The sequence below is a fragment of the Mesorhizobium norvegicum genome (assembly GCF_004919685.1).
GTDB classification, from domain to species: Bacteria; Pseudomonadota; Alphaproteobacteria; order Rhizobiales; family Rhizobiaceae; genus Mesorhizobium; species Mesorhizobium norvegicum.
This window is the reverse complement of the sequence record NZ_SMYZ01000056.1, coordinates 39,350-52,002: the sequence shown is the minus strand read 5'-3', so window position 1 is coordinate 52,002 and position 12,653 is coordinate 39,350. Positions and strand designations below refer to the sequence as shown.

11 protein-coding genes and 1 pseudogene are annotated in these 12,653 nt (G+C 64.2%); 5 read left to right on the top strand and 7 right to left on the bottom strand.

What is annotated here, in order from left to right:
* Nucleotides 1-77 precede the first annotated feature (77 nt).
* From FCU66_RS23330 to ypfJ, 3 genes are all read right to left on the bottom strand, one after another.
* Nucleotides 78-998, bottom strand: a complete 921-nt coding sequence (locus tag FCU66_RS23330) for an aldo/keto reductase (RefSeq protein ID WP_136618004.1) — start codon at nt 996-998, stop codon at nt 78-80.
* The gene (locus FCU66_RS23325; RefSeq protein WP_136618005.1) at nt 995-2,260 is read right to left on the bottom strand and encodes a TCR/Tet family MFS transporter; all 1,266 of its coding nucleotides are present in this window, start codon (nt 2,258-2,260) and stop codon (nt 995-997) included. Before FCU66_RS23325 ends, FCU66_RS23330 begins: the two co-directional genes overlap by 4 nt.
* Nucleotides 2,261-2,415: 155 nt before the next feature.
* Nucleotides 2,416-3,345: a KPN_02809 family neutral zinc metallopeptidase gene (gene ypfJ, locus FCU66_RS23320; RefSeq protein WP_136618006.1), complete on the bottom strand. Its 930-nt coding sequence runs from the start codon at nt 3,343-3,345 to the stop codon at nt 2,416-2,418.
* A gap of 178 nt (nt 3,346-3,523) precedes the next feature.
* Here ypfJ and FCU66_RS23315 point away from each other — a divergent pair, with 178 nt between their 5' ends.
* Nucleotides 3,524-5,602, top strand: a complete 2,079-nt coding sequence (locus FCU66_RS23315) for a hypothetical protein (RefSeq protein ID WP_246093993.1) — start codon at nt 3,524-3,526, stop codon at nt 5,600-5,602.
* Nucleotides 5,603-5,685: 83 nt separating this feature from the next.
* On the opposite strand, the gene FCU66_RS23310 is transcribed toward FCU66_RS23315, so the two are convergent.
* A complete protein-coding gene (locus FCU66_RS23310; protein WP_109659990.1) occupies nt 5,686-5,874 on the bottom strand; it encodes a hypothetical protein in 189 nt (62 codons plus the stop codon).
* A gap of 100 nt (nt 5,875-5,974) precedes the next feature.
* Nucleotides 5,975-6,427 (bottom strand): manganese-binding transcriptional regulator MntR, encoded by a 453-nt coding sequence (gene mntR / locus FCU66_RS23305; protein ID WP_168991874.1) that lies wholly within the window; start codon nt 6,425-6,427, stop codon nt 5,975-5,977.
* Between the two features lie 223 nt (nt 6,428-6,650).
* Between mntR and FCU66_RS23300 the strand changes: the two genes are divergently transcribed.
* From FCU66_RS23300 to FCU66_RS23290, 3 genes and pseudogenes are all read left to right on the top strand, one after another.
* Entirely contained in the window at nt 6,651-8,015 is a 1,365-nt protein-coding gene (locus FCU66_RS23300) for an Nramp family divalent metal transporter (RefSeq protein WP_136618009.1), read from the top strand.
* Nucleotides 8,016-8,102: 87 nt separating this feature from the next.
* Nucleotides 8,103-8,957 carry a protein-L-isoaspartate O-methyltransferase family protein gene (locus FCU66_RS23295; protein WP_168991876.1) on the top strand — a complete coding sequence of 285 codons (855 nt, stop codon included), beginning with the start codon at nt 8,103-8,105 and terminating at the stop codon, nt 8,955-8,957.
* Nucleotides 8,958-9,066: 109 nt separating this feature from the next.
* A pseudogene (locus FCU66_RS23290) lies at nt 9,067-9,716 on the top strand (dihydrofolate reductase family protein).
* Nucleotides 9,717-9,961: 245 nt separating this feature from the next.
* On the opposite strand, the gene FCU66_RS23280 reads toward FCU66_RS23290, so the two are convergent.
* On the bottom strand, nt 9,962-10,831 hold the full coding sequence (locus FCU66_RS23280; protein ID WP_136618024.1) for a LysR family transcriptional regulator: 870 nt from the start codon (nt 10,829-10,831) through the stop codon (nt 9,962-9,964).
* 96 nt (nt 10,832-10,927) lie between these two features.
* Here FCU66_RS23280 and FCU66_RS23275 point away from each other — a divergent pair, with 96 nt between their 5' ends.
* Nucleotides 10,928-11,527, top strand: coding sequence for a LysE family translocator (locus tag FCU66_RS23275; RefSeq protein WP_136618011.1), 600 nt, complete (start codon nt 10,928-10,930; stop codon nt 11,525-11,527).
* 283 nt (nt 11,528-11,810) lie between these two features.
* Here FCU66_RS23275 and FCU66_RS23270 read toward each other — a convergent pair whose 3' ends face one another.
* On the bottom strand, nt 11,811-12,605 hold the full coding sequence (locus FCU66_RS23270; RefSeq protein WP_136618012.1) for an SDR family NAD(P)-dependent oxidoreductase: 795 nt from the start codon (nt 12,603-12,605) through the stop codon (nt 11,811-11,813).
* Nucleotides 12,606-12,653: the final 48 nt, after the last annotated feature.

Below are 12,653 nucleotides of genomic sequence, written 5' to 3'. Positions count from 1 at the left end.
CTATACGGGGAGAAATGTCCGGCAGGACAATGAGGGGCGGCGCAAACGCCTCACAGCCTGGCATCGCACCCTGACCCTTACGCCACCGGTCGGCCTTCGCTGGCCTCCAGGATGGCGAACCATTGCTGGCGGTCGAGCACGATGTCGATCGCCTTGATCATGGCGGCCAGCCGTTCCGGCTTCATCGAGCCCAGCACCGGCACCAATTGGGCCGGATGGCGCAGCAGCCAGGCGATCGCGACGGTAGCCAGATCGCTGGCACCGATCTCGGCGGCCACCGCTGCAAGCGCTGCCCGCACCCGCGCCTCGCGCCCCTCCTTGCCGGTGAACAGCGAGCCGCCGCCGAGCGGCGACCAGATCATCGGCGCATAGGCAAGGCGCTGCGCGTGGTCGAGACTGCCGTCGGTCAATGCAGCCGTTTTCAGCACCGACATCTCGATCTGGTTGGTGGCGAGCGCGAACGGCAGCCGCGAGGCCAGCAGATCGAACTGCGACGGCGTGAAATTGGAGACGCCGACTGCCCTCACCTTGCCGGATGTGACCAACCCGGCCAACGCTGTCGCCGTCTCGTCGGCATCCATCAGCGGATCCGGCCGGTGCAGCAGCAACAAGTCGAGGTAATCGGTGTGGAGATTGGACAGCGAACGATCGACCGAGGCCGCGATATGGGCGGCACTGGTATCATAGTGCTTCAGCCGGTTGTCCGGCCGGTTTGGCGATTTCAGCATGATATCGCATTTCGAGATCAACTCGATGCTGTCGCGCTTGCCTTTCCAGCGCGCCAATCCCGCTCCGAACGCCGCTTCCACCTCGTAGTTCCCATAGATGTCGGCATGGTCGAAGCTGGTCAGGCGGAGATCGACGGCGCTGCCGATCAGCCGCGCGACCGCTTCGGCATCCGGGCGGGCGGCGCTGTCGAGCAGACGCCAGGCGCCGAAGACGAGGCGCGACAGCGACAGTCCGTCCCTGGTGAGCGCAATGCGGCCGTCATGACTCATATCTGAGCTCCATCCTCGGCGACGCCGGCGGTGACATTCGTGCGCGCCACGGGCCTGGCCACTTTCGTGACGAAGACGATGAGCGCCAGCGTAAGAAAACACCCGCCAACCAGATAGGGCGCGCCGCCGAAGGTCATGGGCGCGTTCGGCCCTGTGAACCAGGAAAAGATCGCCGTATAGAGCAGCGGCGTGATGATCGAGGTGATCGAGAAGATCGAGGTCATCGCGCCCTGCAACTCACCTTGCGCCGAAGGCGGCACTTTGGCAGCGGCGAGGCTTCTCAGCGGCGGATCGGCCAGCGCTTCGAGACAGCCGACGACGATCACCGCATAGATCATCCAGCCTTGCGACGCGAAGGCGTAGCCGAAGGCGCTGAGCGCGGTGAAGGCAAGACCGATCACCGCCGTCTTCCACTCGCCAAGCCTGGGGATCACGCGCGGCAGCACCGTCGCCATGACGATCGCGCCGCACAGGCCGAAGGCGCCGAGCGAGAAGCCGATCTGCTGCTCGCTCCAGCCATAGCGATAATTGGAAACGAACGACCAGACCGCCGGATACATCATGTGCCCGAGCGTCATCAGGAAGAAGGTGAGCCCGATCCAACCGATGCCCTTGTACTGGCGCATCTGGAGAAGCGTACCGACAGGGTTGGCGCGTTTCCACTCGAAGCGGCGGCGATGCTTGTCATCGAGCGTTTCCGGCAGGAAAAACAGCGCAATCAGGAAGTTCACAAAGGCAAGTCCGGCGGCGAAATAGAACGGCACGCGGGGTCCGAATGTGCCGAGCAGCCCGCCCAGAACCGGCCCGATGACGAAGCCGACGCCGAAAGCGATGCCGAGCAGGCCGAAATTCTTCGCCCGGTTCTCATCGTTCGAGATGTCGGCGATGAAGGCCGATGTCGTCGAATAGCTGGCGCCCGAAATGCCGGCCAGCACGCGCCCGATGAACAGCATGGGATAGGACCAGGCAACGGCGCAGATCAGATTGTCGATGGAAAACGTCAGCACCGAGGCGAGCAGGATCGGCCGGCGTCCAAACCGGTCGCTCAAGCCGCCCATGATGGGGGCGAAGAAGAACTGCATCGCCGCATAGACGAAAAACAGCCAACCGCCTTCAATCGCCGCTCCGCTGATGCTGACGCCGGTCAGTTCCCTGAGATAGGCTGGCAGTACCGGCATGATCATGCCGAAGCCGATAATGTCGAGCAGCAGCGTGGTGAAGACGAGCGCAAGGCCCCGTCTGGCGGTTTTGGGGTCGATCATAATGGGTCAAGCTCCTCTGCTCGCCCTGGGGCGCAGGCGGACGCACCTTATAGGCGAGCCGGCAGAAAGGAACAATACAGGAACAGGCGGGATTGTTTCATCCTGACATCACCTGACGGCACCTTCGCCGTCAGGTGAATCTCGGAATCAGTCTCTCAGATCGGGCCGCTCAGCGTATTGCAATCCGAAAGCTTGCCGCTCTTGTAACCGCGCGCCAGCCAGGTCTGCCGCTGCTGCGAGGTGCCGTGGTTGAAGCTTTCCGGAACGACATAGCCTTGCGTCTTCTTCTGCAGCGTGTCGTCGCCGATCTGCTTGGCGGCGTTCAGCGCGCTTTCGATGTCGCCCTGCTCCAATATGCCCTTCTGCGCGGTGTAGTGGGCCCACACGCCGGCGAAGCAGTCAGCCTGGAGCTCGATGCGCACCGACATCTGGTTGGCCTCGACCTCGCCCATGCTTTGCCGCATCTGGTTGAACTTGGACATGATGCCGGTCAGGTTCTGTACGTGGTGGCCGACCTCATGCGCGATCACATAGGCGCGGGCGAACTCGCCCGAAGCGCCGAACTGCTGATCGAGTTGCTGGAAGAAGGTCATGTCGAGATAGACCTTGTGGTCGCCGGGACAATAGAACGGTCCGGCCGCCGCGGAGGCAAAGCCGCAGGCCGAGCGCACCTGGCCGCTGAACAGCACCAGCTTCGGGTCCTCATAGGTCAGCCCCTGAGATTTGAAGATGCCGGTCCAGGTGTCCTCGGTCTCGGCCAGCACGGTGGCCACGAACTGCTTCATCTCGTCATTGGCTGGCGTACCCGCGCCGCTGTCTTGGCCACCGCCGCTGTTGTCGGTGATCTGGCCACCACCGCCCGGTAGCAGGCCGCCATCGCCGCCACCCAGGATCGTCGACGGATCGAATCCGAAATACCATCCGGCCAGCACAACCAGGATGACGAGAAAGATGCTGCCGCCGCCACCGGCACGGCCGCCGATCGGAATGCGGAACTGACCAGGGCTGCCGCCGAGTCCGCCGCCGCCGCTGTCGCTGCGGTCGTCCTCGACATTGTCACTCTGACGACGGCCTTTCCAGAGCATGGCAACTCCTCGTGCTGCAAACTTCCCCGTTGTTCCGGGGCTCAACCCAACAAACAATTATCCCAATGGTTGCGCCAAGTCACAGCATTTTTCCAGACTGCGGCGGTTCTGGCATGGCGGCCTCACCACTCTGGCCGAGAGTGCGCAAGGCCTGTAGCATTGCCCGCACAATGGGGATGTGTTGGGCTTGAGGACGATCGGTTCGTTCCTGTCGCTGATTGCGGCGTTGTTTTGTCTGGGCACGCCGGCCGCCGGCGCGGTGACGCTCGATTCCAGCGTTGCCGTCACCGACCCCGCCACCTTGCAGGCGCTCGAGCGCGGCGGCCTTTCGATCAGCCGCCTGCTCGGACCCGCACTCGGCCTCACCCGCGAGGTCGACAATCGCGGCCTGTTTTCGGTGCCGGCTTTGGCCACCGTGCGCGACACCGTCAAACAGCAGATCGCCGACGAACCGAAGACCAGTCCGGACCCCTATGTCGCTGATATGGCGAAGTCGAAGGACACCAGCCAGAAGTTCAACCCGAAATACATCGATGACGACGGCTCGACGCTGGACCTGACCGGCATCGTCAACCGCATGGATCGCGGCTATCTCGGCCACACCGAATGCGGCGAGATCCGGCTGATCTATCGCTTCCATTATTCGGTCGCGGAAAAGCCTGCCAAGGGAAAGGCCGCCCAGCGCATTTCCTCGCGCCTGCCGCTGACCATGAGCCTGGTGTTCAACGCCAAACCCCGCCAGGCACAAGCACGCGCCTCGAAGGATTTGCCGGATACCACCGATGTGTCCTGCGCCGATGTTGCCCAGCGCTGGCTTGCCGCCGGAAAAAAAGACCTGCCGCCCGACCAGCTTGCCGCCTGGCTGCGCTCCGACGAAGGGCCGCTGTCCGGCGCCATGCTGAATTCGTCGCAGATCATGCGGCTCGAACTCAACATGCAGGTGCTCAGGCTGTCGGCCTCGACGCGGCGAGATTTCGGCGGCCACGCCGAATATCTGCTGAAGATCTTCAAATGGGATCCGGCTATATCAAGCTTCTATGAAGCGAAGATGGAAAACCAGATCGACCGCGCCACCGTGCTGGCCGACAAGCTGTCCTTCGCCAAATGGCTGCTCACCGACCGCAACATCTACGACCTCGATCATGGCCGGCTGGTCATCGACGAAAAGTTCCTAGCCAAGAGCGCCGTCTCCGTCGCACCCGGCGGGCTGAGCCGGTCGCAGAACAACATCGCCTACGGGCTAGTCGACGACGCCGACATCGACAAGGCGCTCAGGGACTATGTCGCCAAAGGCAACACACTCTCGACCATCAAGTCGGTGGCCGGCTTCGACCTGCGGCTCAACGAGATGAGCTGCACCGGCTGCCACCAGACGCATGGCATTGCCGGTTTCCATTACACCGGCGCCGATCCGGCCAGCGAACCGCGCCGCAACGCCGTCTTCGTGCCGGGTTCGGCCGTGTTCTTCGCCGACCTGCCGCGCCGCCGCGCCATCGTCGAGCAGTTCGCCGCCGGCGGCCACCCGGACTTTACGCGCGGCTTCGCCGCCCGTCCGGACGCGAAATATGCCGAGGCGCTGAAAGGCACCGACCTCTACAATGGCTGGGGCTCGATCTGCTATCGCGGCGAGGATCCAAGCTTCAAGGACTGGACCTGCGGCGAAGGCCTGCGCTGCGCCGGCGTCCATGAAAGCGCCATCCATCCGGGCTTCGGCACCTGCGTCAGCGAGGCCGGCACCGCGGTCGGCGACCCCGTCGAGTTCGGCGAGATCAAAATGTCGACCTGGGGCAACGACCAATATTGCCGCTTGTCGCCGGCCACCGCCAAGGCCTGCGCCATCGACCCGGCGCGGGACAAGAAGCCGCTGGTCAAGCTCGCCGGCTATGGTGCCGCGCGCCAGCGCTACGACAATCCACAGCAGAAAACTGGCGGCTTTCCCGGCGGCATGCTGCGCAAGGCGACCTGCGACAAGCTTCCCGACGAGGCGACGTGCGGGCGTCTGGCCAAGACCGGCTTCAACGACTGCATCGCGTCGGGCAAGGACCACAAATTCTGCACCAGGGAGTTCACCAAGACCGCCGGCCTGCGCGCCTGCGACAAGGCCCATCCCTGCCGCGAGGACTATATCTGCACGGCAGGCTATGACGATCTGGCGCAAGCGAAAGCCGGCAAGGGCACCTGCATTCCGCCCTATTTCATCTTCCAGTTCCGCGTCGACGGCCACCCGCGCAGCTGGGTGCAGGACGTCCGTGAGTGAGAGAACGGTTTGCTGAAAGCGCCGCCACCACGTCCCGGCAGACGGCTTTCGCCCAGAACCGCTAACGTCAGCCTGACAGACGGCTAATCTTTCTGCTTGGCGCCGGCGCTCTTGCCGTCGGAACTCTTCGAACGTTCCTCGAAACGCGCCGCGCCCTTTTTCAGCGGATGGCCCGTCTCGGCCTCGGTCTTGCGCTCGTCCTTCGCCGCCGCCTGTTTCAGTCCCTTGGCCGCCTGCTTGCCCTTTGCGGTCGGTGCCTGTTCAACGCCCATCGTTTCCTCCCTTGCCGCGCGACATCAGCGCTATGTCAGGAGCAACGTGCGTAACGTGCGGCGGTTCCGGCGGCTCTGGAAATCCGGCGGCCGGTGCGACTTAGCGCGGCGCCGTCATCGCCTTCCGAAAAGCTTGCAGCGTCTCGGCGCTGACATGGTGCTCGATGCCCTCGGCATCGATGCGCGCGGTCTCGGCGCTGACGCCGAGCGAGCGCAAAAAAGCTTCCACCGTCTGGTGGCGGATGCGGCTTTCCTCGGCGACCTTGCGGCCGGCATCGGTCAGGAACACGCCGCGATAGGGCTTTCGCGACACCAGACCGTCGGCGCACAGCCTGGTCAGCATCTTGGCCACGGTCGGCTGGGCAACGCCGAGCCTTGCTGCGATGTCGACCTGGCGCGCCTCGTTGCCGTCCTCGATCAGGTCGGCGATCAGCTCGACATAATCCTCGACCAGCGCACTGCGGCGCGCTTCGCGCGTCTGCCGGAAGCCTTCCGAATGGACATCGGCGTCGGGCAGTGGCTCGCGCGGGACCGGTCTGTTCTTCAGCGCCAATGCGCGCTCCTCCCGAGGCTTTTGCTGTCCATGCATTCATAGCACGGGCTCTGATTCTTCAGGCCGTTTATTTGCATTCCGCCATAGGTGCAACCGGCGTGCCTCCTTTCGAGTTGACAGCAGCCCGATAAAAAGCACAAACAATGAAATATAGCATATTGCATAATGTTGAGCCATGGCATAGCTTAAGAACATCGCCCAGTCTCGCGGAAAGCCCTCCCTCATGTCCGAAGCCGAAGCCACAGCCCCTCGTTCCTCTTGGCGGTTCGCCAGGCCCGACGAGGACGAGCAGCCCAGCCTGCGCGAAGTCAATTCTTCCATCGCCGTGCCGAGTTCGGGCGTCTGGTTCCGCCGCCTGTTCGCCTTCATGGGCCCCGGCTACATGGTCTCGGTCGGCTATATGGATCCCGGCAACTGGGCGACCGACCTCGCCGGCGGCGCGCAGTTCGGCTACACGCTGCTGTTCATCATCATGCTGTCCAACCTGATGGCGATCCTGCTGCAGGCGTTGGCAGCACGGCTCGGCATTGCCACCGGCCGCGACCTTGCCCAGGCCTGCCGCGCCTATTATCCCCGTCCGGTCAACTTCGTGCTGTGGATCGCCTGCGAACTGGCCATCATCGCTTGCGACCTGGCCGAGGTCATCGGCACCGCGATCGCGCTGCAGCTTCTGTTCGGCATTCCGCTGATCGGCGGCGCCATACTGACGGCACTCGACGCCTTCCTCGTGCTGCTGCTGATGAACAAGGGCTTCCGCTATCTCGAAGCCTTCGTCATCGCGCTTTTGATCGTCATCTTCAGCTGCTTCGCCATCCAGATCTTCGTCGCTGCCCCGCCGGCCGGCTCGATCCTGCATGCCATGTTCGTGCCGTCGTCGGAAATCGTCACCAATCCGGCGATGCTCTACATCGCCATCGGCATCATCGGCGCCACCGTCATGCCGCACAATCTCTATCTGCACTCCTCGATCGTGCAGACCCGCGCCTATGAACGCACCGACAAGGGCAAGCGCGACGCCATCAAATGGGCGACGACGGACTCGACCATCGCCCTGATGCTGGCGCTCTTCGTCAACGCCTCGATCCTGATCGTGTCTGCAGTCGCCTTCCACAACACCGGCCACCAGGACGTCGCCGAGATCGGCCAGGCCTTCGAGCTTTTGTCGCCGCTGCTCGGCCTCAGCATCGCCTCGATCCTGTTCGCCGTCGCTCTGCTGGCTTCCGGCCTGAACTCGACGGTGACGGCGACGCTGGCCGGCCAGATCGTCATGGAAGGCTTCCTGCGCCTGCGCATCCCCAACTGGGCACGCCGGCTTCTGACGCGCGGCCTCGCCATCGTCCCGGTGGTGATCGTCACCGCGCTCTATGGCGAAAAGGGCACCGGCCAGTTGCTGGTGTTCAGCCAGGTCATCCTGTCGATGCAGCTGCCCTTCGCGGTCGTCCCGCTGGTGCAGTTCGTCTCCGACAAGAAGAAGATGGGCAACCTCGCCATTCCGCGCGGCGTCGCAGCCCTTGCCTGGGTGGTCGCCGCGATCATCCTGGTGCTCAACTTCAAGCTGCTTTACGACACCATGTTCGGGGTCGGCTGAGTTCCGCCTCGCCGGAAAATCGGCTACCCTCTGAGCAGGGGGTAGTCTCGCGACAAATGGGCAATCCGCGCTATGTTCTCCGGCATCATGGCCCGGATCGAAGACATCAGGAAATTCTACGCGCGGCTGATGGCCGCCAATGCCGGCTCGCCCGATCCACGCCTGGAGGCGGTTTTCGCCGAGGTGCCACGCGAAGTCTTTCTCGGTTCCGGGCCGTGGATGATCATCGCCGGCAACGGCAAGGTCACGACGCCGAGCGCCGATCCGGCCCACATCTACCAGAATGTGCTGGTGGCGCTCGACAACGACAAGGGCATCAACAATGGCGAGCCGTTCCTGCACGCCATGTGGATCGGAAAGCTTGCACCGAGGCCCGGTGAGGCCGTCACCCATATCGGCGCCGGCACCGGCTACTACACCGCCGTGCTGGCCAGGCTGGTTTCACCCGGAGGCACCGTCACCGCTTTCGAACTCTACGAAAAGCTAGCCGATCTGGCGCGACAAAATCTCGAAGCCTATGGCAATGCGACGGTCGTCCATGGCGATGCCGTGACGACGCCGTTGCCACCATCCGACATCATCTATGTCAATGCCGGCGTCGCAGCACCGCCGGCCGGGTGGCTGAAGGCGCTCCGACCAGGCGGCCGCATGATCTTTCCCTGGCGCCCGGCCGAGCGCGTCCCGCTGGCGGTGATGGTGACCCGTACCGCAAAAGGCTTCGCCTGCGATCCGTTCATGCGGTCGTGGTTCATTCCCTGTGTCGGCGCCTCGATCGCGGACGCTGCAGCGACGATCCCGACGCGCGAGCAGGCCGCGAGCAGCCGCTCGATCTGGCTGGTGCAGGACAAGGCGCCTGACCGCACCGCCACAGCGATCTTCGGCGATGTCTGGTTTTCGTCGAAAAATCTCGACGCCAGACCGCGCACCGGACCTCGCAAATGACGATGACTTGCCAAAATTTCACATGTCCTGTCGGACCGGTGACCGGTCGCCCGTCCTTGGGCTGAAGTCCGGCCACGACGGCGTGGATTGAAGAAACGGGAGCATTGGAATGAGAAAGATCATCGCTGCGACATTCGTCAGCCTCGACGGCGTCATGCAGGCGCCCGGCGGTCCGGAAGAGGACCCGGTCGGCGGCTTCAAGTTCGGCGGCTGGACCTTCCACTATTTTGACGAGGTGGCGGGCGTGGCAATGGAGGAACTGTTCTCCAAACCCTTCGACCTGCTGCTCGGCCGCAGAACCTACGACATCTTCGCCGCGTACTGGCCGTATCAGAAAGATCCGATCGCAGATGCCTTCAACCCTGCGACCAAGTATGTGGCGACGCATCGGCCGGATTCGCTCACCTGGCAGAACACGCAATCGCTGGGCCGGATATCGTCGCGACGCTGCGCCGCCTCAAGCAGGAGGATGGACCTGACCTGCTCACCCAGGGATCGGGCAATCTGATCCAGACCCTGCTCGCCAACGGGCTGATCGACGAGATCCGGCTGATGATCTTCCCGCTGTTGCTGGGCAAGGGCAAGCGGCTGTTCGGCGAAGGCGCGATGCCGGCCGCCTTCAAGCTTGTCAAGTCGCAGGCTTCCAGCACCGGCGTCATCATGGCGACCTATGAGCGATCAGGCGAGATCAAGGTTGGGTCGTTTGCCACGGAGAAGCCGTCCGAGGCCGAGATCGAGCGGCGCAAGAACTGGAAGTAGCAGGACGGCCTTGGCACCTTTCCTCTCCCTCCGGAGGGGGGAGAGGTGGCGCTGCGAAGCAGCGACGGAGTGGGGGAAGCCATTCGCCAAACGCACCGCCGTAAGACAGGCAGAACCAGGCGGGCAAGAAGACTCAGGCCAGCGGTAATCAGACGGAAAAAGATCGACCCCCACTCCGTCGAGCTTCGCTCGACACCTCTCCCCCGATCGACGGGGGAGAGGAAACCCCAGTTCTGACAGGTCCTTCAAGCCGCCTGCGGCCGCCGCGCGAGCCCATCGCGGATATGCCGCGCGAATTCCTGCGCCGCCGGGCCGACTCCATGCCTTGGCAAATGCAGGTTGATGGCAAAATTCGGCAGCGGCGGCAGCCCGGACTCCGATGGCAATATGTCGAGATCGGCCGGCACCGTCGAGGCCAACCAGGTGGTGACCGCCAGGTCGGAACGCACCGTCGCTGTCGTCGCATCGATGTTGCCGTTTTCGAACACCGTGCGCCATTCCAGCCCATGCTCGCCGAGCGCCGCCAGCACCGCCGGCCGGAAGGCGCAGGTGTCGGCGACGATCGACACCGGCAGCGGCCGCTTGGCGCGGGCAACGCCGCCCTTGGCGCCGACCCAGACCAGCCGGTCGATGGCAAGGCATTCGCCCGCCGACGGGCCGACGCGTTCCTCGATCACCGCAAGATCGATGGTCCCGGCTGCAAGGGCAGCAGTCAGCTCAGGCGACGAGGCGCAGACCAGCGATATCTCAACCTGCGGATAGGTCTCGGCATAGGTCTTCAGCACCGGCGCCAGCAAGGTGCCGACAAGGTCGTAAGGCACGCCGAGCCGCACCTGGCCGGCCATCGGTATCTCAGCCATTTCGGCCCAGATCTCGTCATTGAGGCCAAGCAGCCGCTTGCCCTTGCCAAACAGCCGTTCGCCGGCGCGCGTCAACCGCAAGCCGCGCCGGTCGCGCTCGAACAGGCTGGAGCCGAGCGCCTCCTCCAGCCGCTTGACCTGCTGGCTGACGGCGCCCTGCGTCAGGTGCAGCGCGTTGGCCGCCGCCGTCATGCTGGCCTTGTCGGCGACGGTCACAAAGGTGCGGATCAGCGCCATATCGAGATTTCGGATCATGGTTGGCATTATGCTTGCTAATGCCAGCCATAGCAAACATTGCATTTACTGAAGTTCGTGCGCAGCTACGATGGCAGCCCCCACAGAGGAAGCTGCATGTTCGAGCCCATCATCCCCCTCGTCCTGTTTGCCATCGTTGCCACCACCACGCCCGGCATCGCCACGACCCTGTCGACCGCGTCCGGCGCACAGTTCGGCTTTCGCCGTTCCGTGCCTTTGCTGATCGGCAGCGCCGCCGGCCTTGCCACCGTCACGGGCGCCGCCGCCGCCGGGCTCGCCGGCCTGCTGCTCGCCGTGCCCTCGCTGCAGCTGGCGATGAAGGTCATCGGCTCGCTTTATCTCGTCTGGCTGGCGATCAAGATCGGTCGCAGCGGGCCGCCCAATCTGGATGTGACCATGGCCAGGCCGAACAGCTTTCTCGGCGGCGCCGGCATTCAATGGATGAACCCGAAAGGCTGGGCGATGGGGTTGGGCGCCGCGGCCTCGTTCGCGGCGCTAGCCAGCGGGCCGATGCAGCTCGCGCTGCTGCTCGGCGCCACCTTCGGCCTCGCGGCCGCCGCCTCGCTGTCGCTGTGGTGCGTGGCCGGCATGCTGCTGGCCCGGCTGCTCAAGACCGAATGGCAATGGCGCGCGCTCAACATCGTGCTGGCGCTGGTGCTGGCCGCCTCGATCATTCCGATGTGGCGGTCGGCTTAGGGGCGCGGCCTTGCAGAACCTGGGTTCCTCGCCCCCGCAACGCGGCTACGCTATGCACACATCTTCTGTGACTGACATGACTGATCGGCCCAAGGTTTGATTGCCACGTGGTTCCCCCAATCCGTCGCTGCTTCGCAGCGCCACCTTTCCCCCCTCCGGAGGGAAAGGAAGGGAGCGTTGCTGGACGAGCGTTGACGGCAAAAAGCTTGGCGCCTTTCCTCTACCCCGTCGATCGGGGGGGAGGNNGCGAGGAACCCAAGTTCTGCTATCGGCCTCGAAACCCTCAAGCCGCGTAGCGTGCCGCCGGCTTGTCGGCGTGCAGGCTGCCGTAGAAGGCTTGCCGGGCGCCAAGGAAAGTGTCCAGCTTGGCGGCGTCGGCAAGTCCCGGCACGGTAACGGCTTCGCCCTTGGCCAGGCCGACAAGTGCGGCATCGACCAGATCGTCGGCGCTCATGATGATTTCCTTCGGAAGCTGGTCGATATCGCTGCCGGCAATTTCCCAGAAATCGGTCCGGGTCGCACCGGGCAGTACCACCTGGGCCTTCACCTCGGTACCCGCGACCTCGCGCTGCAGGGCTTCGGTGAAGTTGACGACATAGGCCTTGGTGCCGCTGTAGATACCGCCGAACGAGGTGTCGAAGGCGAGCACCGAGGCGATGTTGACGACCGCGCCGCGGTTGCGTGCCAAGAGCCCCGGCAGCACGGCGCGGGTCAGGCGGGTCAAGGCGATGACGTTGACCTTGATCATGCGCTCGGCCGCGTCGGCGTCGGCCGTCGCCACCACCTGCGCACCGCCAATGCCGGCATTGTTGACCAGCAGCGTCACGCTGTCGTCGGCTGATATCGCCTGCTCGACGCGGCGCACGTCCTTGTCGTCGGCGAGATCGGCGCTGATCACGCTGACCTTGCGGCCGTAGGCATAACGCAGCTTCTCGGCCAGCTCTTCCAGCCGGTCGGCGCGCCGCGCCACCAGCACCAGATCGTAGCCCTGCCCTGCCAGCCGGTCCGCATAGACCGCGCCGATGCCTGCCGAAGCACCGGTGACGACCGCCGTGCCCTTGTTGCTCTGTCCACTCATTGTCCTGTTCCTTCTTCGACTGATTTGCTTCGTTTCGACCTGGCCGCC